The sequence below is a fragment of the Boudabousia marimammalium genome (assembly GCF_001936115.1).
GTDB lineage: Bacteria > Actinomycetota > Actinomycetes > Actinomycetales > Actinomycetaceae > Boudabousia > Boudabousia marimammalium.
The window spans coordinates 303,004-325,716 of sequence record NZ_MPDM01000002.1 but is presented as its reverse complement, the minus strand read 5'-3'; the positions used below and the strand labels follow the sequence as shown (position 1 = coordinate 325,716).

Annotated in this window: 17 protein-coding genes; 15 read left to right on the top strand and 2 right to left on the bottom strand. The window is 55.1% G+C overall.

Translation table 11 applies throughout. The features are described 5' to 3' along the window. Positions 1 to 35: 35 nt before the first annotated feature. Genes BM477_RS02985 through pgi form a run of 4 tightly spaced genes read left to right on the top strand, consistent with a single transcriptional unit; the run spans position 36 to position 5,483 of the window. Positions 36 to 2,102 (top strand): acyltransferase family protein, encoded by a 2,067-nt coding sequence (locus BM477_RS02985; protein ID WP_075361180.1) that lies wholly within the window; start codon positions 36 to 38, stop codon positions 2,100 to 2,102. Between the two features lie 38 nt (positions 2,103 to 2,140). After that, entirely contained in the window at positions 2,141 to 3,511 is a 1,371-nt protein-coding gene (locus tag BM477_RS02980; RefSeq protein WP_075361179.1) for a cell division protein PerM, read from the top strand. Next, entirely contained in the window at positions 3,501 to 3,773 is a 273-nt protein-coding gene (locus BM477_RS02975) for a hypothetical protein (RefSeq protein WP_075361178.1), read from the top strand. The genes BM477_RS02980 and BM477_RS02975 overlap by 11 nt, the downstream gene beginning before the upstream one ends. Before the next feature lie 39 nt (positions 3,774 to 3,812). Then, a complete protein-coding gene (pgi, locus tag BM477_RS02970) occupies positions 3,813 to 5,483 on the top strand; it encodes a glucose-6-phosphate isomerase (protein ID WP_075361177.1) in 1,671 nt (556 codons plus the stop codon). Positions 5,484 to 5,560: 77 nt separating this feature from the next. Here the strand turns inward: pgi and BM477_RS02965 are convergent, their stop codons facing one another. After that, complete coding sequence (locus tag BM477_RS02965; protein WP_075361176.1) at positions 5,561 to 6,442, bottom strand: polyphosphate kinase 2 family protein; 882 nt, start codon at positions 6,440 to 6,442, stop codon at positions 5,561 to 5,563. Between the two features lie 307 nt (positions 6,443 to 6,749). Between BM477_RS02965 and BM477_RS02960 the strand changes: the two genes are divergently transcribed. The 11 genes from BM477_RS02960 to BM477_RS02910 all read left to right on the top strand — a co-directional run bounded on the left by BM477_RS02960 (position 6,750) and on the right by BM477_RS02910 (position 20,266). Then, positions 6,750 to 7,736: a malate dehydrogenase gene (locus tag BM477_RS02960; protein ID WP_075361175.1), complete on the top strand. Its 987-nt coding sequence runs from the start codon at positions 6,750 to 6,752 to the stop codon at positions 7,734 to 7,736. A gap of 246 nt (positions 7,737 to 7,982) precedes the next feature. Beyond that, entirely contained in the window at positions 7,983 to 9,278 is a 1,296-nt protein-coding gene (locus tag BM477_RS02955) for an ABC transporter substrate-binding protein (RefSeq protein ID WP_075361174.1), read from the top strand. 150 nt (positions 9,279 to 9,428) lie between these two features. Further along, positions 9,429 to 10,361, top strand: coding sequence for a carbohydrate ABC transporter permease (locus tag BM477_RS02950; protein WP_075361173.1), 933 nt, complete (start codon positions 9,429 to 9,431; stop codon positions 10,359 to 10,361). Further along, positions 10,358 to 11,278, top strand: coding sequence for a carbohydrate ABC transporter permease (locus BM477_RS02945; RefSeq protein WP_084543668.1), 921 nt, complete (start codon positions 10,358 to 10,360; stop codon positions 11,276 to 11,278). The genes BM477_RS02950 and BM477_RS02945 overlap by 4 nt, the downstream gene beginning before the upstream one ends. Before the next feature lie 122 nt (positions 11,279 to 11,400). Beyond that, positions 11,401 to 12,792, top strand: a complete 1,392-nt coding sequence (gene glyA, locus BM477_RS02940) for a serine hydroxymethyltransferase (protein WP_075361172.1) — start codon at positions 11,401 to 11,403, stop codon at positions 12,790 to 12,792. Further along, the gene (locus BM477_RS02935; RefSeq protein WP_075361171.1) at positions 12,792 to 13,685 is read left to right on the top strand and encodes a bifunctional 5,10-methylenetetrahydrofolate dehydrogenase/5,10-methenyltetrahydrofolate cyclohydrolase; all 894 of its coding nucleotides are present in this window, start codon (positions 12,792 to 12,794) and stop codon (positions 13,683 to 13,685) included. The genes glyA and BM477_RS02935 overlap by 1 nt, the downstream gene beginning before the upstream one ends. A 51-nt stretch (positions 13,686 to 13,736) precedes the next feature. Next, positions 13,737 to 14,195 (top strand): YbjN domain-containing protein, encoded by a 459-nt coding sequence (locus BM477_RS02930; protein ID WP_075361170.1) that lies wholly within the window; start codon positions 13,737 to 13,739, stop codon positions 14,193 to 14,195. Beyond that, positions 14,179 to 14,640, top strand: a complete 462-nt coding sequence (locus BM477_RS02925; RefSeq protein ID WP_075361169.1) for a YbjN domain-containing protein — start codon at positions 14,179 to 14,181, stop codon at positions 14,638 to 14,640. The genes BM477_RS02930 and BM477_RS02925 overlap by 17 nt, the downstream gene beginning before the upstream one ends. Before the next feature lie 68 nt (positions 14,641 to 14,708). Further along, positions 14,709 to 16,496: an HSP90 family protein gene (locus tag BM477_RS02920; RefSeq protein ID WP_075361168.1), complete on the top strand. Its 1,788-nt coding sequence runs from the start codon at positions 14,709 to 14,711 to the stop codon at positions 16,494 to 16,496. A gap of 3 nt (positions 16,497 to 16,499) precedes the next feature. Then, positions 16,500 to 19,427, top strand: coding sequence for a hypothetical protein (locus BM477_RS02915; RefSeq protein WP_075361167.1), 2,928 nt, complete (start codon positions 16,500 to 16,502; stop codon positions 19,425 to 19,427). A gap of 41 nt (positions 19,428 to 19,468) precedes the next feature. After that, entirely contained in the window at positions 19,469 to 20,266 is a 798-nt protein-coding gene (locus BM477_RS02910; protein ID WP_075361166.1) for an exodeoxyribonuclease III, read from the top strand. A gap of 137 nt (positions 20,267 to 20,403) precedes the next feature. Here the strand turns inward: BM477_RS02910 and BM477_RS02905 are convergent, their stop codons facing one another. Then, positions 20,404 to 22,458 carry a glucose PTS transporter subunit IIA gene (locus tag BM477_RS02905; protein WP_075361165.1) on the bottom strand — a complete coding sequence of 685 codons (2,055 nt, stop codon included), beginning with the start codon at positions 22,456 to 22,458 and terminating at the stop codon, positions 20,404 to 20,406. Positions 22,459 to 22,713 lie beyond the last annotated feature (255 nt).

Sequence of the window (22,713 nt, the reverse complement as noted above, 5' to 3'; positions counted from 1 at the left end):
ACGCACAAACCGCCGTCCAAGGAGAACCAGAGAACGTGACTGATACCGTTGAACTGTCATCCTCTGACGCCGCCGAAAGCAAAGCAGCTAAAGCCGAGCCCGCCTTCCCAGAAACTGGCAAACTGGAAACCGGAGAGCTAGAAACTGGAACACCAGACACGGGTAGGCGAGAAGACGCCCAGCCCAAGGAAACTAGCCTTGCGGCAGGTGCAGCGACAGCACGTTTTGGCGGACTGAACACAATCCGCAGCTTGGCGCTCCTAGTCATCTTGCTTTACCACCTTCACCCCAGTTTCCTACCTGGCGGATACCTAGGCGTGGATATTTTCCTCGTCCTCTCCGGCTTCCTCATCAGCTTCAGCCTCATTCAACAATGGCAAGCAGAAGCCAAACTAGACCTAGCAGACTTCTGGCTTAAAGGCGCCCGACGCCTCTTCCCCGGCCTCACCCTCATGATTCTGGTGGTTGTGCCTATCGCCGCGCTCGTCCAAAGAGATTTTATGGTCGGTATCAGAAGGCAACTCCTTGGGGTTTTCACCTTCACCTACAACTGGGTGGAAATCGCCGCCGAATCCTCATACTTTGACACTACTTCTCCGCAGCTGCTAGCGCACCTGTGGTTCCTTTCCCTCATTGTGCAGTTCTCCCTGCTGTGGCCACTCCTTTTCTTCGCGCTCAACTGGGGCGTCAAAAACTGGTCCGCAAAGATCGGGATTATTGCCGGATTCGCTGTCCTCTCCGCCGCCTCCATGGCCTATCTTTATCAGCCGGGCCTGGACGCCACCCGTGTCTATTACGGGCTAGATACCCACTCCTTCAGCCTCCTGATTGGTGTGCTCCTAGCTTTGCTCTGCGGCACCCAGAATGGCCAGCCACTCAGTCGACTTCGCACCCTCGGCTCCACTTCTTTCATGCTGGCCGTCGGTAGTATCGGGGCCATCGCCTCCTTCGTGTTCCTGAGCGAAAAACTCTCCTTCACCTACTGGGGTGGGATGCTGCTTTTTGCTCTCTGCATTGGCCTCCTCATCCTCGGAACGCTACTGGTCCCCGAGGGTGCCCAAAACTACCTTGATAACCCGGTCACCAACTGGCTGGGGGAGCGGGCCTACGGAATCTACCTGTGGCACTGGCCGCTGCTGCTGATTACCGAAGAAATCTGGCCAGTGAACGACGGCAGTTGGAAATACTGGGTGGAGCGACTAGTAATCGTAGGCCTCACCCTCTCCCTTGCGGAACTCTCCTACCGATGGGTGGAAACCCCCATGCGGCAACAAGGCATCGGCCAGATCTCCAAACAGCTTCGGGAAGCCACCGCGCTCTATCGCCGGCCCGTGACGGTGACAGTGTCTGTCCTCGCTATTGCCACACTGGCCGCAGCCATGCTGGCACCGCCAGCCAGCTTAGTAACCCGCACAGTGGAAGGACTAAATGAGGACACGCGGTTAACCATCGTCACTGAAGCGACGACACTATCCTCCCAGCTGGACGCCGCTCAACGAGTGCACGAAGTCAATGCCGAGGCGCTCAGTGTCGAAGAAAAAGAAGAAATCGCGCAACAATACGCCACGAAGAAGCTACCCTCCCCGGTTAAACCCAGTGGGGATGAACTCACCATTATTGGCGACTCCATAGTGCTGACCGCCCGTGAAGAAATCGCTAAACAATACCCGGGCGTCTCCCTTAACGCCGGCCCGTCGAAAGGCTGGTCGAACGCCCTGGAAATGATTAAACAAGCCGAAGGGGAGCAGCAGCTGCGCCGCAGTGTGGTAATCGCCCTCGGCACTCGCGGGGGACTCAAAGACCCTGCACTGCTGGATGAAGTGCTGGCCGCCCTCGGACCCACCCGTCAAGTAGTGCTCGTGAATATTCATTCACCCGCCAACTTTGTGGACGAAACCAACCGGTACCTTAGCGATACTGCCCAAAAATATGCGAATGTCATCGTGGCAGACTGGGCGCGCGTCGCGAAAGAACACCCAGAGTTCATCCAAACCGACCGCATTAACCCCAGCAGCCCCGGCGAAACCGCCGTTGTTGAGGTAATCGAAACCGCCCTCAAGCAGCTGTCCAAAGAAATCCACAGCCACTATGACAGCAAATAAAACCAAAGCCGAACCAGAACAAGGAGGTGTTCCAGCACATGCAAACCATCGATGAAACAGAGCTAGCTCCCACAGAGCCAGACCGCATTGAGCTGCCTAGTGGCTGGACCCGAGTCATCCTCGCTGGGGTTGAGGTGGCCCTAATCCTCTGGGCACTATGCGTGCTAACAGTCGGGTTGGCCTACTGGTTCCAATCGGGGAACCAGTGGCTGGCTGAAATCGGCTGGGCCAGTGTTTTCGGCTTCGGTACTGATCTTTGGGCGGCCGGCCTGTTTGGATCCTACCCAATCGGGGGAATCGCAGCGACCCTGCTGCCAGCTGGACTCACCCTCATTGCGATTGCGATTGCGCAGCTCAGCTTGCAGCTGAGAAAAGACGTTGACACTGCCGCGCTTTTCGCCTTCCCCGTTTCTTTCACCCTGATTTCTGTGATCATCGCAGCCTCTGGAACCAGCGGCGGGCTACTGCGCCTCTCCCTCGGCTCTCTCTTAGTTAGCTTCCTCGCGGTACTAATCCAGATCCTCAAACGAGTCCGCTGCTACCGTAAAGACCTAGACCGCTCCCTCGGCCTAGTCGGCGACTATCGTATTGACGACGCCTTCCTCAACTGGATTGCCTCCTGGCCACGGAATGTTTTCAGAGGACTGGAACTAGGATTCCACCTAATCATCATTACTTTCTTGGTCGGTTTAGGCGCCCTAATTTTCGCCATTTGGAATGGCTGGCCGCGCATAGTTGAAATCTCCAGCCTGATCGGGGCAAACAGCTGGGAGTACGTCTTCGTAGCGCTGACGCAACTACTGTACCTGCCGCTTTTCGTTACTTCTTCGCTCTCCTGGCTGGCCGGAGGCGGTTTCTACACGGCCACAGATTCCTACCAGTCAGCTTTCACAGTGACGCACCAAGCGCTACCAGCCATCCCTATCTTGGGTGCAGTCCCCACCACCCCTGCGCAGGTGTGGCCCTCACTATGGACCATTTTCCTAGTGTTCGCGCTATTCTCCTCCTGGAGGTCGCGTCGCTCCAGCAAAGATTTGCGGGTCATCCTGCCCAGCGCTGCAATCCTAGTTCTGCTAGTCGATGCGCTACTGGTATGGACCTCTAAAGGTGCCATTGGCCCGGGTCGACTACAAATGGTTGGCGTCCCCTTCCTGAGCGCCTTCGCGTTAATCTTCCTAGAAACCTGGGGCGTGTACGCGCTAGCTAGGTTGCTCACCTGCACTGAAGTAGTAGACAGAATCAAGCTATGGCGCGGTCAAATCGCGACGGGACTCTCAGACCTAAGTCTCAAACCGAAAGCCGAAACCACTGATAACGAACCCCAGATTGAAGAATTGGTCGAACTGGTTGAGGCCTCCAATCCTGTCATCTCCACCCCGGGCGAGATAGAATCAACGAGTGAAGAATAAGCGTCCGGGTTTCGTACTAGTGACCAGCATCGTGGTGGTGACACTAATCTTGGTTGTCACTGTGGCGTTACTGGGGTATCCTCGCGTCGCTGTCTACGCGCTCTCCGCCGTATGTGCGGTTACTGCCATATCCAGAGCGCTCTACCGGGAACCATCAGTTTGGTTCGCGGCGAAAGACTGGCGTATCGACAGCGGATTCTTTGCCCTGCTCGCCCTCGGCCTGTTCCTACTGGCCCCCATGGCGAACGTATCGGTGAACTAGACTTAACCCCTGACCTAATATCCCTATGAAGGAGCCCAAATGAACACTCCGGTTGATCCCACGACCACTGATTCGTGGAATCGTCTTAACCAGCTCAAAGACGTAGTGAAGCCTGACCTGCGGGCATGGTTCCATTCGGACCGCCAGCGCGTCGAAAAACTGACCTATCAGGCGGGAGATCTGCTGGTCGACCTCTCAAAGAACCTGATTAACGGGGATATTCTACGTAACCTGCTGGAGCTGGCGCGCGTCACCAATGTTGAAGAGCGCCGCGACCAGATGTTCAACGGTGAGCACATCAACAACACCGAAAACCGCGCTGTTTTGCACACTGCTTTACGGCGGCCCGCGAAGGAACGCCTGAATGTTGACGGACAGGACGTGGTCGACGACGTCCATGCGGTTTTGCACAAGGTATTTGCCTTCGCTGACCGGGTCCGCGACGGAGAATGGAAAGGCGTCACCGGCAAGGCCATCACCCACGTGGTGAATATTGGTATTGGTGGTTCCGACCTCGGCCCAGTCATGGTTTATGAAGCCCTCGAACCCTACGTCAAAGAGGGCCTAGAGTGCCGTTTCGTTTCCAATATTGACCCGACCGATGTCGCCCAGAAGACCGCCGGACTAGACCCTGAAACCACTTTGTTCATTGTGGCTTCCAAGACCTTCACCACCTTGGAGACCTTGACTAATGCGCGGCTGGCCCGCACCTGGCTGCTGGATTCACTGCGCGCTGCCGGCGCCCTCGACAATGCTACTGAAGCTGAGGCGGTCGCCGCCCATTTCGTGGCTGTCTCCACCGCCTTGGACAAGGTCAAAGAGTTCGGCATCAACCCGGCCAATGCCTTCGGGTTCTGGGATTGGGTGGGTGGCCGCTACTCGGTTGACTCAGCGATTGGCACAGTGCTGGCGATCGCCATTGGCCCCGACAACTTCCGCGACTTCCTAGACGGATTCTACAAAATGGACCGTCACTTTGCGGAAACTGAAGCTGAGAAGAACGTGCCCCTCTTGATGGGTATGCTCAACATCTGGTACGTGAACTTCTGCAAGTCTGCCTCCCACGCCGTGCTACCTTACGCCCAGCAGCTTCACCGTTTCCCAGCCTACCTGCAGCAGCTCACCATGGAGTCGAATGGCAAGTCGGTGCGCTGGGACGGCGCGGGTGTGAACTATGAGACCGGTGAAGTGTTCTGGGGTGAACCCGGCACTAACGGACAGCATGCCTTCTATCAGCTGATTCACCAGGGCACCCAGATTGTGCCGGCAGATTTCATTGCTTTCGCGAATCCTGCCTATCCGTTGAAGGATGGAAAGAAGGACGTGCATGAGCTGTTCTTGTCTAACTTCTTCGCGCAGACGCAGGCGCTGGCTTTCGGTAAGACCGAGGCCGAGGTTCGCGCCGAGGGGACGAGGGAGGAAATCGTTACCGCCCGTATTTTCGAGGGCTCACGTCCTTCCACCTCAATCATGGCGCCCGCCCTTACCCCGTCGGTGCTGGGCCAGCTGATTGCCCTCTATGAGCACATCACTTTCGTGCAGGGAGCAGTGTGGGGCGTCAACAGCTACGACCAGTGGGGTGTGGAACTGGGCAAGAAACTTGCTTTGGATATCTTCCCTGCTGTTGAAGGGGACGAGGACGCTTTGGCCGCCCAAGACGACTCCACCCGCTCACTAATCCGTTACTACCTGTCACAACGGAGGCACTGATTCAGGCCTGAGTGAAAAGCAGCGGCTGGGGAAAGAGAGTATTTCTTTTCCTCAGCCGCTGCTTAGTTTGAATCAGTTTATTCGCTGGTGAATGGTGGCATTGTCAGAGCCAGACGCTGCTTCGCGGCGTCCAAATCAAAGTCAGGCTCCGGCCATTCCAGATTCATGTCTTCCAAAGTGCGGGCCAGCACCTCAGTGAGCACTAGGCGTGGATACCATTTCTCATCTGAGGGCACAGCTAACCAAGGCGCAATATTGGTCGAAGTATAGCCGAGAGCGGTCTGATAGAGGTTATCTGTGTCATGGCAGTGCTCACGCATCTGCAGATCCAGTTCCGACCATCTCCATCGCAAATCTGGGCGGGTAAGGCGTTTCATTAGCCTTCTACCCTGCTCATTCTGGCTGAGCAGTAGACATAGCTTAATAATTTCGTAGCCGCCATCAACCAGTTCCTGTTCGAACTGGTTAATCATAGCTCCGTATTCTTGAATCTGGGACAACGGTGCGCCAGTTTTCACTAAGGCCCTCAGCTCACGGTAGTAGCTGTGGTGCAGGAAAGTAATCATGCCTGGGCCCGGTAGGGTATCGCGGGTGTCTTCGATATGCTCTGCAATATTCCCGGTTGGTGCAGGCTTCGCTTCAGTGCAAAGGTGTACGCCCATCGGATCAACAGTCGCCATTAAATGCCGGACTAGGCGGCCAGCACCGGAAGCTTCGGCCCCTTCCACCACAATCAGAATCGCCTTATTCCCGCCATGAAGTCCTTGCGCATAAAGTTTGGACTGCAAAGTGTCTAGCTCATCATCGCGATTCTTCCGGAAAGCTTTTGCTGACTTCTTATCGCCCTCCCAGCCGGGGGTCGCAGCATAGTCAAAAGTAGACAAATCAAAGCCTTCGCCCACCCTTAGTGCAGCTCTGGGGTCAAGTGCCCATTTGTGGTGTTCCTTTGGCCCGCTCATCGGTCCCTCCTCACATTCGATTCAAACTTGTCTTCATTTTAGTTTATTTTCGCTGTTAATATAATCTCTTGTTGCTTTATGGGGATGACTCAGTAAATCGTACTTTTGACCCGAAAGTGTAGTTTTGCTCACTTTAATGCGCGGTGGATCAGTGTGATAAAAGATTTCTTTCCGCTTTGAGATATCAAAGTGATATAGACCGCGTTAGACTTGAGGTAGTGCCCAAAAGGGTTCGGGTTGCCGTCAGGTAACCATAACAGGCGGGGATAACGCCCCGCATCTACGGTTTCGTGAAGGAGACTATCTCATGACTAAAACCCCGGTTACCGTAACCGTCACCGGCGCTGCCGGCCAGATTGGCTACGCACTACTGTTCCGCATTGCTTCTGGCCAGCTGCTGGGCCCTGACACCCCCGTCAAGATCAACATGCTGGAAATCCCGCCTGCCTTGAAGGCTGCCGAGGGCACCGCCATGGAACTTAACGACTGTGCTTTCCCGCTGCTTGACAGCATCAACATTACCGATGACGCCAACAAGGGGTTCGACGGTGCCAATGTTGCCCTCCTCGTTGGTGCTCGTCCCCGTACCAAAGGTATGGAGCGCGCTGATCTGCTGAAGGCCAACGGCGGCATCTTCGGCCCCCAGGGTAAGGCCATTAACGATCACGCTGCAGACGACATCCGCGTCCTCGTCGTGGGTAACCCCGCCAACACCAATGCTCTGATTGCTTCCGCTGCAGCTCCGGACGTTCCCGCTTCCCGCTTCACCGCGATGATGCGTCTTGACCACAACCGCGCCATCTCTCAGCTGGCTGAGAAACTGAACGTGCCGGTTGCCGACATTAAGAAGATGCTGGTGTGGGGTAACCACTCCGCAGACCAGTACCCCGACGTCTCCTACGCCACTGTTGCCGGCAAGCCCGCCGCGGACATGGTAGACAGCGCCTGGTTGGAAGAGTACTTCGTCCCCACCGTTGCTAAGCGTGGCGCAGCCATCATTGAAGCCCGTGGAGCCTCATCCGCTGCTTCAGCCGCTAACGCAGCTATCGATCATGTTTACAACTGGGTGAACGGCACCCCGGAGAACGACTGGGTTACCGCTGGCGTTGCCTCTGACGGCTCCTACGGCGTTCCCGAAGGCCTCATCTACGGCTTCCCCTGCACCTCGAAGGGTGCAGAGTGGGAGATTGTTCAGGGGCTGGAGCTTTCCGAAGCTACTAAGGCCGGCATCCAAAAGAACATTGAAGCCCTCGAGTCTGAGCGTGACGCTGTCCGCGAACTTGGCCTGCTCTAAGTTTGGCTCAATTTCGCGAAAATAATCGCGAAATAACAGTCAATAGTGCCCTTTCAGCATTGCGCTGGGAGGGCATTATTACATTTGTGTGCACAATCTGGGTAGGTCACAGTTTCATAAAATGTGGTCTGATGACCTCTGACACTGTTAAAGTGGTCACGTAGGAAGTTTGAACAAAGCTGTTCAAAACCCTAGCCTCATATTCACAATAATCAATGCGGATTTCCCGTATATGGAGGATTCAACATGAGTAAGAAATTCATTACCGCTGGAGTTGCGGCGTTTGCGCTGATGCTGACCGCCTGCTCTTCAGGCGGAACAACTGGGGGAGGCAGCTCCGAGCCCGCTGGCGATGGCGCCAAAGAGGTCGGTGTAGTTACCTGGTGGTCCGCTGGATCTGAGAAAGAAGGCTTGGAAGCTCTAGTCAAGATCTTCGAAGAGCAGAACGAGGGTTACAAGTTCGTAAACAAAGCCGTGGCTGGCGGTGCCGGCTCACAGGCTAAGCAGAAGCTAGCTGCTGACCTAGCAGCCAAGAATCCGCCGGACACCTACCAGGCACACGCGGGTGCGGAACTCTCCGAGAATATTGACGCAGGCTACCTGCAGGATGTCTCCGGCCTATACGATGAGTTCAAACTGAAAGACGCATTCCCTAAGTCCTTGCTGGATCGCCTCACGGTTGATGGCAAGATTTACTCTGTTCCTTCCAATATCCACCGCTCCAACGTGGTGTGGGCTAACGTGGCAGTGCTCCAGGAAGCGGGCCTCGACCCGGCCAACCCGCCGGCCGACGTTGACGCCTGGATTGCTGACATGGAGAAGGTCAAGGCAGCTGGAAAGACCCCAATTACTGTTGGTATGGCATGGACTCAGCTGCACCTGTTTGAGAACATCCTCTTGGCTGATCTCGGTGCAGAAGGCTACTCCGGCTTGTTCAACGGCAAGACCGACTGGAATGGCGAAGGCGTAAAGAAAGCTATCGACCACTACGCGAAGATTCTGGAACTGGCCGACAAGACCCTCATGAATGAGGACTGGGAGCCCGCTATGAAGCCGATCATTGAAGGCAAGGCTGCCTACAACGTGATGGGTGACTGGGCACTAGCCGCATTCAACGGCGCAGACAAGAAGGCTCCTGCCGACTATGTCTACTTCGCGGTTCCTGGCACCAAGGGCACCTTCAACTTCCTAGCTGACTCCTTCACCCTCCCCGTAGGGGCACCGAATGAGGCAGCTGCTAAGGCCTGGTTGAAGACTATTTCTTCCCCTGAAGGCCAGGTTGCCTTCAACTCCATCAAGGGCTCCATCCCGGCCCGCTCTGACCTAACCGCTGAGCAGCTGGGTAAGTTCCCGCAGTACCAGCAGGACGCAATGGCTGACTTCGCGAAGGACACCATTGTTTCCTCCATCGCTCACGGTGCTGCCGTACCGGCCCCGGTTTCTAACGAAATCAACGATGCTCTGGCCAAGTTCGGTCAGGGAGCTTCAGATGCTACTCAGCTACAGGCTGACTTGGTTAAAGCAACCCAGAATCTGAAGTAAAAAAACTAGCTGATTAGAGTTGGGGGTGGAACCCTCTGAAAGTATCCGCCCCCAACTCTAATCTGGTTAATAGGGCATTTATGCTCCTGTTAACGGTTCAGCAGGGTGGCTGAACTAAAACAACGATCCAGAAATGGAGTAAACATCATCATGGCTAAGAAAACAAAAGCCGTGTCGTCAAAGAAAAGAATGGCTTCCTGGGGTCCCGGCGTACTACTGATCTCTCCTTCAGTTATTCTGATTGGCATTTTTGTGTACGGGCTTATCGGCGCCAATATCTGGACTTCGATGAAAGACACGCACACTGCCGCACAGGTCAGCGGCCGCGAACCATCTCATTTCGTATTCTTCGATAATTTCATCGAGCTCTTTGGTGACCCCGATTTTCAGCATCAGTTACTCAATCTAATCCTCTTCACTGTGGTGTTCCTAGTGGGCACCCTCATTATTGGCTTCGTCTGGGCCTGGGTTTTGGAACGTCCCCTCAAAGGTGAAGGCATCTTCCGATCCATCTTCATGTTCCCGATGGCTGTTTCTTTCGTTGCCTCCGGTGTGGTTTGGCGCTGGCTGCTAAACCCGGCAATGGGTGAAAGCGCCTCCGGTTTGAACCGCTTATTCCAGCAGGTGGGCCTCGGTTTCTTGCAAAACAGCTGGACTCAGAACATTACTTTCGGTATCTGCGCGATTGCTCTTCCCGCAATCTGGCAGCTAGCCGGATACGTCATGGCGCTGTTCCTAGCAGGCTTCCGTGGCATCCCCGAAGAACTCCGTGAAGCCGCCCGTGTAGATGGTGCCACCGAATGGCAGATGTACCGTCAGGTCATCTTCCCCCAGCTTGCTCCTATTGCGCTCTCCGCAGTTGTTATCATCGGCCACATGTCGTTGAAGTCCTTCGACTTGATTATGGCAATCACCGACCAACGGACCTACTCAACTAAAGTGCCCGCTATCGGCATGTACAATGCCATGACTGATAATGATTACTCCAATGCGGCTGCCATCGGCACTGTGCTTCTAGTGATTGTGGCAATCTTCGTGATTCCCTACTTGATTCACGATTCAAAGGCGGGTAAAGAACGATGAGCACTGCAACTGAAAACAAAACTCCAACAGCAACAGTGGATGCCCCAGTCGGTTCCGCCAGTGGGGAAGTACTAGTCTCAACTGAGCACGACAAGAAACCTTTCGCTTGGTCCCTCCTGTTCCGCTACATTTTCTTGATTCTGTCGCTATTCCTAGTACTGATTCCGGTCTATGTACTGTTCGTGACCTCATTCAAGACGTCAGCAGACGCTGACCCGTCACGTACCTGGTTCCTTCCTCAGGTCTGGGACACAACGAACTGGGGCCGCGCATGGCACACCCTCGCCCCCTCATTGTTGAACTCGCTGATGCTGGTAATCCCATCCTCACTGATTTCAGCCATGCTGGGTTCGATGAACGGATTCGTGCTCTCTAAGTGGCGTTTCCCCTACGCCAACCTAGTCTTCACACTGATCCTGTTCGGCATGTTCTTGCCCTACCAGGCAGTCATGATTCCGCTGATGAGGGTAGTCATCAACGCGGAGATTGGCTTCGGAATCCACACCCTGATTCTGATGCACGTGGTTTACGGTATTCCAATCACCACCCTAATTTTCCGTAACTACTATGAGACTATCCCCAGTGAGCTGATTGAGGCTGCCCGTGTAGATGGTGCCGGCATGCTGCGCACCTACTTCAGCGTGGTGCTACCGATTTCCATCCCGTCCTTCGTGGTGGTTATCATCTGGCAGTTCACTTCGGCATGGAATGACTTCCTCTTCGCACTGTTCTTCGGTGGCGGAGAAAGCCCAGTCACAACCGTTGCGTTGAACAACCTCGCTCACGGCTCCATCATGGCGGACTATGGCGCGTCCATGTCTGGTGCTTTGATTGCTTCCATTCCGACACTGGTTGTCTACATTCTGCTAGGCAAGTACTTCGTTGGTGGGCTAATGTCCGGTTCAGTGAAGGGATAATCAGCCACTTTCAGAACCAAATCTCTGCCTCCTGCCCCGTGAGTTTCTACTTGCGGGGCAGGATTTTTATCTGGCAGGTAAGTATGGTTACGTAATCGCCCCTGTCCGGTTATACTTTTCCTATGCATGACTCAGTAATGAACTCAGATTTGGCCACCTTCGATCCTGAGATTGCTCGCGTAGTTAATCAAGAACTGACGCGTCAGCGATCCACCCTTGAGATGATTGCCTCGGAAAACTTCGTTCCCCCGGCAGTTCTCCAAGCACAAGGCTCAGTCCTCACCAATAAGTACGCTGAAGGCTACCCGGGTCGCCGCTACTATGGTGGTTGTGAATTCGTAGATATTGCAGAGTCACTAGCGATTGAGCGCGCCAAGAAGGTCTTTTCAGCGCAGTGGGCCAATGTGCAACCACATGCTGGAGCCCAGGCTAATGCCGCGGTACTGCACGCCCTAGCGAATCCCGGAGATACCGTCCTCGGCCTCGCCCTCGCTCATGGTGGTCACCTCACTCACGGCATGAAGATAAATTTCTCCGGTAAGAACTATCAGGCGATCGCCTACCATGTGAACCAAGAGACTGGCCTCATGGACATGGATGAGGTGCGCGAACTAGCCCATCAGCACCACCCCAAGGTCATCATTGCCGGCTGGTCTTCCTACCCGCGCGTGATTGATTTCGCGCTGTTCAGGGAGATAGCGGATGAGGTTGGCGCCTACCTGTGGGTGGATATGGCGCATTTTGCGGGCCTGGTTGCTGCCGGTCTGCACCCCTCCCCGATTCCCTACGCCGATGTCGTTTCCACGACTGTGCATAAGACACTGGGTGGTCCGCGTTCAGGTTTGTTACTGTCGCGTGACCCGGAGCTAGGCAAGAAACTAGACTCCGCGGTCTTCCCCGGACAGCAAGGTGGCCCGCTCATGCACGTGATTGCCGCCAAGGCGGTCGCCATGAAGCTGGCCATGACCGATGAGTTTAAAGACCGACAGGAACGCACCCTTTCAGGCGCGAAAACTATTGCGCAGCGCCTGACACAAGCTGATTTGCAAGAAGCTGGTATTAATGTCCTCACCGGCGGTACCGATGTGCATCTGGTGCTGGTAGATTTGCAGCACTCACCGCTGAACGGTCAGGAAGCAGAGGACCTGCTGGACCGTGTGCAAATCACCGTGAACCGTAACGCCATCCCCTTCGATCCGCGTCCCCCGCGAGTCACCTCCGGCCTGCGCATTGGTACGCCTGCGCTAGCTACGCGCGGCTTTGGGGATAAGGAGTTCGCTGAGGTTGCTGACATTATTGCGCAAACCCTGCTGCTGGGTGTGGAGCTAGCTTCCGGGAAGACCGAGGGGGAGCGCGACGTCGTGGCCGCCGCTGAAACGGATAGCCGCCTGTCGCAGCTACGTGATCGGGTGAATGCGCTGACCATGAAATTCCCGCTCTACTCTGAACTTGGTGACACCGGCACCTACACCGCTAAGGGCGGCTCCATCACATCAGACCAAGAGGGAATCTAATGCGCGCAGGCTGGTCGGGTTCAGCCCAAAAACTGGATGGCATTCAGTGCGCTAAGGAAATCAAAGCAGACTTAGCTGCGCGAGTGGAAAAACTCAAAGCCGCAGGAAAGAACTGCTACTTGGCCACCATCCTGGTGGGGGATGACCCGGCTTCAGCCACCTATGTGAAACATAAGCATGAGGACTGTGTGGAGATCGGCTTAGCTTCCCGCCGCGTCGATTTGCCGCAAGACGCCTCCCAGGACGCTGTTTTAGCTGAAATAGCTGCGCTAAATGAAGACCCTAACTGTGTCGGCTTCATTGTACAGTTGCCGTTGCCGGAGCAGATTGATACGGCTAGGATAATCGCCGCGATCGACCCGGAGAAGGACGCTGACGGCTTGCATCCGATGAATCTGGGAAAACTGGTTGCCAGCCTGTCAGGCCCCCTCGACTTTCCTGCCCCGTGCACACCTCGCGCTTGTTTGGAGCTCCTAAAGTGGGGTGGCGTGCCGCTGGAAGGGGCCAATATCTGTATGGTCGGGAATGGGATGACGGTCGGACGCAGCTTCGGTCTGCTGGCCTCACGCGTGCAGCCGGGGGCTACCGTCACGACCTGTCATATTGGTACCAGAAACCTTGCCGAACACACTAGGGTGGCAGATATTGTCATTAGTGCCGTCGGGGTTCCGGGGCTGATTACCGCGGACATGATTAAGCCCGGTGCAGCGGTCTTGGATGTGGGAATTAGCCGCGTCCAGAACCCGCAGACTGGCAAGTTCCAGCTGACTGGGGACGTGGCTGACGGAGTGGATGAGGTAGCTGCTTGGCTCTCCCCAAACCCGGGCGGGATTGGACCCATGACGAGGGCGTTGCTCATCGTAAACGTCGTGGAAGCCGCTGAAAGGCTCTAAAAACTCGCGCTCTTTTCTGGTAAGATACGGTTCACATGAAAGGAGCGGTTAATGACACTAGCCCCGTTGACGCAAGAGCGTTTAACAAACTTTTTGACCACCAGTGAAGAACTGCGCTTCGCCATTGATGATGATGGTGAAATCGGTATCCCCTTCGATGAGGTTATCGTCTGGATTACCTTGAAAGAGCAGCTCATGAACCTCCGCGGAAATATTCGCGGCGACGCCAAGCTTGAAGATCTGCCTCGCGTAGTTGAACTGGTTGAAACCTGCAACCGTGAGCGTACCGGCCCGAAAGCCTACTGGGCTGTTGGTGAAGATGAGGACGGCAACCAAGTTGTTCACTTGGCCGCTGAGTGCACTATGGCGCTCACCGAATGGACCGACGAACAGCTAAAGAACTTCTTCCACGTCAGCATGGGACAGCTAATTAGCTATGCTCAGCACCTGACTGAAGAGTTACCCTACCTAGTTGAGAAGGAAGAAGACCAAGATGGCATGGTGGAATAAGCCCGCGGCCGCCGTAGGCCCCGAACCCGTAACGATTCAACGTATGCAGCAGGCTCTAGAGTCTGATGGGTACACCGTGGGAGTGCATGAGTCAGGCGAATACCTGCATGCGGGATTCAACGGTTTTAACACAATTTTCGCCCTCGAAAACGAAAACAAGATGCTCTTGGTTCGTTCTTGGCTGGGCAGCAATCTGGATGCAAGCGAAACCCGCCAGAGCTTGACGGAATGGGTGAATGAGCGCCACACGCAAGAGTATTTCCCGAAGACTTACCTAGTTGAGGATGAAGACGGCTTGCAGGTCTACTCCGAAATCTATTCTCCCTGTGAAGCTGGTCTGACTGAGGATCAGTTGAAGATGGTTATGGGAGTGAGCCTAGAGACGATTGTTAGCCGGCTTTCGGACGCCCAAGAGTTCTTGGGTATCCAGCCGGAATCTGCATAGTTTAAAGTAGGGGTAGGGGACTACCCCTACTTTAAATTTATCGTCGTAGCAGTGAGGAATATTTTTTAGTGGCTAACTTTAGAGTCGATTTGCGTGGCTTGGTGGAACTGCTTTCTCGAAATCTTTATTCGGGACCGAAAGTTTTTATCCGCGAACTCATGCAGAACGCAGTTGATGCAATCACCGCCAGAAAAGAGATTGACAGCTCTATCTCCCCGGTCATCCGCATTACCGCAACCGGTAGCTCTTTGAGCTGCAAAGATAATGGAATCGGCTTGACCTATGAAGAGGCAGAAGAGCTCTTAGCCACCATCGGGGCGTCCTCTAAACGCGATGAGTTGGGCTTTGCGCGCTCAGATTTCCTAGGACAGTTCGGCATTGGCTTGCTTTCCTGTTTCTTGGTGTCGGATTCCATCACGGTGACCTCACGTTCTGCGAAAACCTCTGAGGCCCGCACAATTATTTGGCGCGGTGACTCTGGCGGTACTTTCACTGTTGAATACGCTGAAACGCAGCTGCCTGAAGCGGGCACCATCGTGGAGTTACAGCAGCGTCCCGGGCAATCCTGGCTCAAGGTCGACACGGTCGCTCAGCTGGTCCGTCACTATGGTCGTTACCTGGAAGTTCCCGTCCTGGTTGGGGAGGGGCACCAGTTTGATTTGTGCACAACCTCAGAATTCCCGTGGGAGCTGGGCGCCTCCGCACGGCAAGCCTGGTGCCGCAGCAACTTCGGTTTCAAGCCCCTAGACGTAATTGAAGTATTGGTTCCGGCTGCTGGGTTGCGTGGTTTGGCTTTCATCCCTGACCAGCCGGTCGCCAGCTCCGGGCAGTCACACTCTGTCTATCTGCGGGGGATGCTCATCAACAATGATGTGAAATCCCTAGTGGACGATTGGGCTCCTTTTGCGCGTCTGATTGTGGATTCCGCTTATCTGCGTCCCACTGCCTCCCGTGAGGCGCTTTTCGACGATGACTTGCTGCAGCAGGTGAGAGAAGAAATCTCAGATCAGATTCGGGACTGGATTGCGCGAATCAGTCGGCATGCCCCCAGCACTTTCAAGCGGTTCTTGGATGTGCACGGCACCGCTCTTAAATCTGTGGCTGTCACTGATGCGCATATGCGTCAGCTGGTGGTGGAGAATCTGCCTTTCGAATCCGCCTTGGGGATGCGCCCATTGCGTGACGTGTTCTCTTCTGGAATGCTGGTGCGCTACACCCGCACCGTGGACCAGTTCCGCTCCCTCGTCGATGTGGCCCAAGCCCAAGGTGTGTGCCTGGTCAACGCCGGTTACGCTTTTGATGAGGAAATCCTGCGCGCCTGGGTGAAAGATACCGGCGCGGAAATCGGCCTGATTGATCCCAGCGAAATCGTGGGAAGGCTGGCTCAACCCTCCCCGGCTGAACAGTCCCAGGCCAGTGACCTGCTTCTGATGGCTGATCAGATTCTGCAAGACCGCGAAGTCAACGTGGTTTTGCGCCGTTTTGAGCCGGCGACGATTCCGACTATCTACCTGGTGGATGCGGATTTTGCCGGCGAACTAGTAGACCAGTCCGGCCGGAGAACTGCCGCCGGAATCTGGGAGGAAGTGCTGGGCGTAGTCAATCCTTTCGATGGCACTGCCACGAAACGCCTGGTGCTCAACCGTGCCAACCCGATGATTGCGAAACTGTGCTCACTGCAGGACCTGAAACTAGTCGAAATCATGGTCCGCACGCTGTGGGTGCAAGCCCTCATGTCGGGACGGCACCCGATGAATGTGAAAGATCGTGCTTGGGCTAACGATCTTTATATGACCCTGCTAGATCGAGCCTTAGAGTCGAGCTATCAATCCCCGTCCGAACCCACCGAGGAGTAACTCATGCGCGACGAAATCGAAATTGAAAACAAACTTGAAGAGGCCACCGGATTCCCCTGGGGCCCGGCCCGCTCCGCAGCTATCGCTGAGGCCGTCACGTGGGCCGACGAGGGGGAATACACCAAGCTGCAAATCCGCGGCCGCATCGACCTGATTAACGCCTATCTGCGGGGCGGTCAGGACGAAAGAATGATTGCGCCTTTCGTGTGGCTACTCAACCTGACTGAACAGCACCCTGAGGACAGTGATGATGATGTCCGCGAGATGGTGCGCTGGTTCTTTAAGACCGCTGTTACGACACTGGCTAATAACCCCAGCGTTTCCCTGCAACAAATCGATCGTCTGCTGGAGCAGATGCACACCTACTATCTGGCGGACGGTGCCAGCCTCCACGCCTACTACCGGGTACACGCCCAGGTAGATATGATTTGTGGCCGCATGGAAAGCGCAGAAGAGTACTTGAACCTGTGGCGCAGTTCTACCCGCGATGAGAACAGTGACTGTTTGGGCTGTGATCCCTTGCAGGAGATTATCTTCTTTGACTGGAATGAGCAGTGGGACGAAACTATTGCCTCCGGTCTGCCGAGCATTGCGGAAACTGATACCTGTGAGGCGCAGCCATTCAGAACCCAGACTGCTGTGCTTGATGCACTGTCACGCACCGGGCGTGCCGCTTCCGCTTGGGAGTGTCACCTGTCGTCATGGCGGGCAATGCGTTCGGACGTGGACGATCTAGTTCATATGGGGCGGCATCTGACTTACCTGGGGCGCTTAGAGGCCACCAACCGTAGCCTGCGCGCGATTCGTGAGGTGCTTCCATTCTTGTCTGAAACCAGCATTATTGTGGACACCATGTGGTTCACTGCGGGTCTGACTGTGGCGCTGGAGTCGCTGGCCCAGACCGGTCATGGGGACGAAAAACTGGGGGTGCGCGCTTCCGCTAATGAGCCGGTTGGGTTCCCCGGTCTGGAGTCTACCCTGACGGTGGCTGAGGCTTTACCCATTGTCCGTGACACTGCCTTGACGATTGCGAAGCAGTTTGATGAACGCAATGGTAACGATTCCATTAGCAAGCGCGTTAACGCCATCTTCGATGCGCCTCACTATCCGGATGCCGGTAAGAACAGCTCCGAAATCTTCAGCTTCATTGAGGCGGAAAAGAACCCGCTACCAAAAATGGAAGGAATCCCGCAGCTAGTTTCAGCCTCTTTGCCTTTGCCGGAAGATGCCCCCGACTATCCGCTGCCCACTTATAACCGTCAGCAGGTGCCTCATTTTGACAGTGTCTCAGAGCTAGTCGCTTTTGAAATTAAACATCGTCAAGACCACCGCATCCCTGAGTATGCGACCTTCTACAAGCAGCTGGAAGATAAGATTATCTCCCTGATGCCTGATAGCTACGACGATATTACCGACCCGGAAGAGCTCTATTCCCTTGCCTCAGTGAACTATGGCTTGTTGCAGCGGGAAGTAGCTAAGGACCTTTATGAGCGTGGTGCGGAGAATGCTGACGACCCGGTCATGAAAGTGCGACTGGAAATCGAAGCGCATGACACTGCTTTCGATATGGAAACCGAAGGTAAGTACGCCATTTTGGAATGGCTCCAAGAAGTCCACGATCAAGTCTTTTCGCTGGCTCGGGAGGCACTGCCGGTAGCAGAGCAGCCGAAGCGTGGTCTGCGCTCCTTGTTCTCTCGCTCTGCTGAGCCCAGAAAGGATGAAACTGATCCGTTCATTAGCCTGCAGGTAGCTGAACGTTTCTATCTGCTGATGTCATACCAGAAATTGGCGTCCTCCGTGAACGACTATGAGAAAGTCGATGAGGCGCTAGCTTTAGAGAAAGAGATTGCGTCCCGGTATCCGGTTCTTGAATCCACCTACCAGCTGTCTGCGGCCCGTGATTTGCTGTCTCGCGGTAAAGTCTACGATGGTGCTATTGCCGCGGATCAGGCCATGCATTTGGAAACCCCCGATAACCTGGGTCATCAGATTCAGGGCCGCCTGATGCTGGCTAAAGCATCTGAGGACGTGCATGATAACCGGGAAGCGTCAGTGCAGATTCGGGAAGCTCTCACTCTGGCCTCCAACGCTGGTTTGCGGATGATACAGGGCTCTTTGGGTTTGTACCTAGCCAGAATGCTGGCCGCACAAGATCGTGATCTGGAAGCGGCGGAAGTCCTTGAAGAGGTGCTGGAAGAAATCCAGACTCTGGGGCACGTGCGTTTGATTGCGGTACTGCGGCACTACCTGGTGGGATGCCTTGACACCCTCGGCGAGCATGACAGAGTCGTGCAGGAAGCCCGCAAGGCCGTGAAAACTATGGTCGGCCTAGGTGACTATGATGCGGCGATTCGGATGCTGATGACAGCAGCGGAGGCTCTGCAGCGCCTGGAGCGTTCCGATGAGGCCGCCGAGACTTTGCGTGAGCGCGAAGAAATGATGGCTGAGCATGTGGAAGATAGCGAAGTGAAGACTTTGAATCTGGCCCGGGCTAAGCGTCGCCGTGCACGCACTCTGGTGATGCGTGTGACTCCGCGTGTAGCGGAGCAGTACTTGGATGAGGCTTTGTCTCTGTTGGACGATGCTGATGCTTTGGTGCGGACCGTGAAGGATGACTCTACCTTCTCTCAGCAGTATGAGCTGGGAGATTCAATGGATGACCGCGCCTATGTGCTGTGGCGTTGCGATCGTAATGGTGAGGCGGCTGAGCTTTTCCAGCAGGCTGCGGAGAACTATCTGATTCGTGACCGTGAAGAAGCTGTTCGTGCTTTGGTTTACGCCGCTAATATTTACGTGAATGAGTTGCGGGATGCGGTTTCTGCGCGGGCAGCTATTGCCCGCATCGAGGAGATTTTTGCGCACCCGCGCTGGAAGAACCACGCTGCTTGGGAGACTGTGAACGGCCTGAAAGAGCAGTTGGAAGAAATGTAGCCTGTCAGCGTGCCTGACAGAAAAAGGAGAGATGACTGAAGTTGAGCGTAACTATCGCTACCTGCAATGTGAATGGGGTCCGCGCCGCCTACCGTAAAGGCATGGGGGAGTGGCTGGCTGAAACTGAAGCTGAAGTGGTCGCCTTGCAGGAGGTGCGCGCGCCTGATGAGATTTTGCGTGAACTGGTTGATGATCAGTGGCATCTGGTTTCGCAGGCCAGCCAGCTGAAAGGCCGCGCGGGAGTCGCAATCTTGTCGCGTCACCCCTTGGAGCAGGTTCGTTATGGACTGGTCGAGGAAGAGCCCGATGTTGATACCGGCCGTTGGATTGAAGCGACGGTGGAGCTGGGTGGGACTCCCGTCACTGTTGTATCCGCATATTTGCATTCTGGTGTGGTCGGCACAGAGAAAATGGATTTCAAGTACGCCCATTTGGCTAGGGTTTCTCAGCGTCTGCAAAAGCTACGCGAAGAAAGCCATGTTGTAATGGTCGGTGATTTCAATATCGTTCACACTGAGCGCGACATCAAGAACTGGAAGGGGAACCACAATAAGACCGCTGGTGTGCTGGATGAGGAAATCGCCTATTTAGATGAATGGTTCGGGGCCGGCTGGGTTGACGTGCAACGACAGCTGGCTGGCGCTGAAGCGCAAGGCCCCTACACTTGGTGGTCGCAGCGCGGCAAGGCATTCGATAACGATGCCGGCTGGCGGATTGACTATCAGATGGCAACCCCGCAGTTAGCTGGAGTGGCCGGTGAATTCCGGGTTGATCGGGCAGAGAGCTACGATAGCCGCTGGTCAGATCATGCGCCTTTATTAGTCAGCTACGACCTCTAGGCGGGAAGCCGGCTAACTAGCAGGCTTACACAATAGAGATACTTCATTAGTCACTGAATTGTTTGTGGCCCCAACCTTTCGGTTGGGGCCACAAACAATTACCAGGTAGCTAAGGAACGAACTCCCCAGCTCTAGTGTTAGGCGTCTTTAGCAGTGATCTGCAACAGAGGCGCATTGATGACGGCAGAGTCAGCCAGCGGGCCGGTCACTTCAGCGAATTTCTTCGTATTGGTAACCAAGACAGCAGTGACGGGAGAATACCCAGCAGCTTCGATCTTTGCCAAATCGAAGGATACCAGCGGGGCGCCAGCTTCGACGCGGTCGCCGCGGGAAACGTGAACGGTGAAACCATCACCCTTCATCTGCACGGTGTCAATGCCGACATGAACCAGTAGTTCCACGCCGGAGTCCAGTTTCAAGCCAACTGCGTGACCTGAATCAGGCGCCACCACAACGGTGCCAGCTGCCGGAGCGACCACCTGGTCGCCGGTGGGGCGAACGCCCACACCCTTACCCATGGTGCCCTGAGCGAAGACAGGATCAGGGATCTCTGACAAATCCATGGCCTGTCCCTGCAAAGGAGCTGTCAAGGTAGTCACCGCACCCGGCTCTAGGGCTGTCTTTACGGCAGCTTTGGCGGGGGCTTCTGCCACCTTAGTTGCAGTTGCTGCGGTAGCGACAGCTGCGGGAGCTGCGGCCGGAGCGGAAGTGCCAGCAGCTACGCCAGCAGCAGCGAGGGCGGCTTCCTTCTGCTCAGGGGTACGGTAATCGAAGAAGATAACCAGCAACATGGCGGTGAAGAAAGCCAAAGTAATGGCAATCACGTACAAGGGGATATTGTCGAAAGCGGGGATTGTTAGCAGTGAGGTGAACACGAAGGCCTGAGCCTTAATGCCGCCACCAAGACCAACGGTCAAGCCGCCAACCAAACAGCCCACCAGCATCAGCGGGTAGATACGCTTGTAACGCAGGTGGATGCCGTACAAGGAGGGCTCAGAAATGCCGCCGAAAAGTCCGGCAGCGAGAGCACCGGTAGCAGTCTGGGTCATTGCTTTATCTTTAGAGCGCATAGACAGGTAGAGAACACCAGCGGTAGCGCCGAAACAAGCGAAGTTCCAAGTACCCATGGGGCCCTGAATGAAGTCGTAACCCAAAGTCTGAATATTGACCAGCATCAAAGCGTTGAGCGGCCAGTGCAGACCTAGCGGCACCAAGAAGGGGTAAAGTAGCGGAATAATGATTGCGAAGACAATCGGGGCGTTACCGTTTAGCCAAGCTAAGCCGAAGCCTAAGCCGTTGCCCAACCAGATGCCCAGCGGGCCAATCAGGAAGGCGGTCATCGGAATCATTACAGCCATGGTGAGGAACGGGACGAAAACCATGTGCACGGCGGAGGGGATAACCTTCTGGAAACCCTTGTAAACCAACGCCAAGATTGCCACCATAATCAGCGGCACGAAGACCTGACCGCCGTAGCCGTTCAGTTGCATAGGCAGGCCGCCGAATACGTAGGCGGTGCACTGTTCAGTACCCAAAACCTCGTTGGTGACACAGACGGTGCCAGGAAGCTTAGAGAGCGCCCCAAACTCGGGGGTCATAACGGCGGCCATGACTGCGGCGCCAACCCAGGGGTCAATGCGGAGCTTCTTAGCGGCATTGTAGGCCACCATGATGGGCAGGAAGTAGAAGACGGAACGCCACATAGCGTCAATGAAGACCCAGGTGGCGCCCTTCTCAGGGGAGCGGAAATCAACCACGCCGACCGCATCCAGCACCGCTGCGAAGGTGATGAACAAGGATGCGCCCAACAGTACACCCAGCAGCGGGCGGAAAGAGTCAGATAGGTACTCAAAGAAGGCGTCAACGATGGCGTTCTTGCCGCGCGCCTTTGAGCGGGCTGCAGCCTTCACATCAGCGTCGGAGCCTGCCTCGGTTTCACCGCGCCCGGACATGCCGGGTTCGTGCATAATCTGGTCGTAGACGGAGGCGACGCCGCCACCAATCACGACCTGTACGCCCGTGTCACCTTGAGGAATGACGCCGAGGACACCATCAAGATGGTCTAGTGCTTCAATTTCAGCTTTCGAGCTGTCATTGAGAGTAAAACGCAGACGGGTTGCACAGTGGGTCAAGAATTTGACATTGTCAACTCCGCCAACATGCGTCAAAATATCAGACTCTAAAGAGGCCATGAAATTTTCCTTACTGTTGAAGAATACGGTCCCATTTTCACACCTCGGAGTGTGGCAAGGGTTATCCCAGACTAACGGTGATACCCCAGCTTTACTAGGGCTTATTCCCTAGATTTTGTGGGAAAAGTGCGAAGCTGCAAGTTTCGTCGGAAATCCGGTCATGATTGGGCAGTTTTGAGATAGATTTGGGGTGCTTAGAGAAGAATCTCACAGCGCCCCAAATCTTTGAGTTAGCAAATTGTCTGAAAATCCTCG

Coding starts and splice junctions, on each gene's coding strand:
- BM477_RS02925 (WP_075361169.1), top strand. CDS start 14,179: ATGGCATGGTGGAATAAGCCCGCGGCCGCCGTAGGCCCCGAACCCGTA.
- BM477_RS02950 (WP_075361173.1), top strand. CDS start 9,429: ATGGCTAAGAAAACAAAAGCCGTGTCGTCAAAGAAAAGAATGGCTTCC.
- BM477_RS02915 (WP_075361167.1), top strand. CDS start 16,500: ATGCGCGACGAAATCGAAATTGAAAACAAACTTGAAGAGGCCACCGGA.
- BM477_RS02955 (WP_075361174.1), top strand. CDS start 7,983: ATGAGTAAGAAATTCATTACCGCTGGAGTTGCGGCGTTTGCGCTGATG.
- BM477_RS02945 (WP_084543668.1), top strand. CDS start 10,358: ATGAGCACTGCAACTGAAAACAAAACTCCAACAGCAACAGTGGATGCC.
- BM477_RS02935 (WP_075361171.1), top strand. CDS start 12,792: ATGCGCGCAGGCTGGTCGGGTTCAGCCCAAAAACTGGATGGCATTCAG.
- BM477_RS02960 (WP_075361175.1), top strand. CDS start 6,750: ATGACTAAAACCCCGGTTACCGTAACCGTCACCGGCGCTGCCGGCCAG.
- BM477_RS02905 (WP_075361165.1), bottom strand. CDS start 22,458: ATGGCCTCTTTAGAGTCTGATATTTTGACGCATGTTGGCGGAGTTGAC.
- BM477_RS02965 (WP_075361176.1), bottom strand. CDS start 6,442: ATGAGCGGGCCAAAGGAACACCACAAATGGGCACTTGACCCCAGAGCT.
- BM477_RS02930 (WP_075361170.1), top strand. CDS start 13,737: ATGACACTAGCCCCGTTGACGCAAGAGCGTTTAACAAACTTTTTGACC.
- glyA (WP_075361172.1), top strand. CDS start 11,401: ATGCATGACTCAGTAATGAACTCAGATTTGGCCACCTTCGATCCTGAG.
- BM477_RS02980 (WP_075361179.1), top strand. CDS start 2,141: ATGCAAACCATCGATGAAACAGAGCTAGCTCCCACAGAGCCAGACCGC.
- pgi (WP_075361177.1), top strand. CDS start 3,813: ATGAACACTCCGGTTGATCCCACGACCACTGATTCGTGGAATCGTCTT.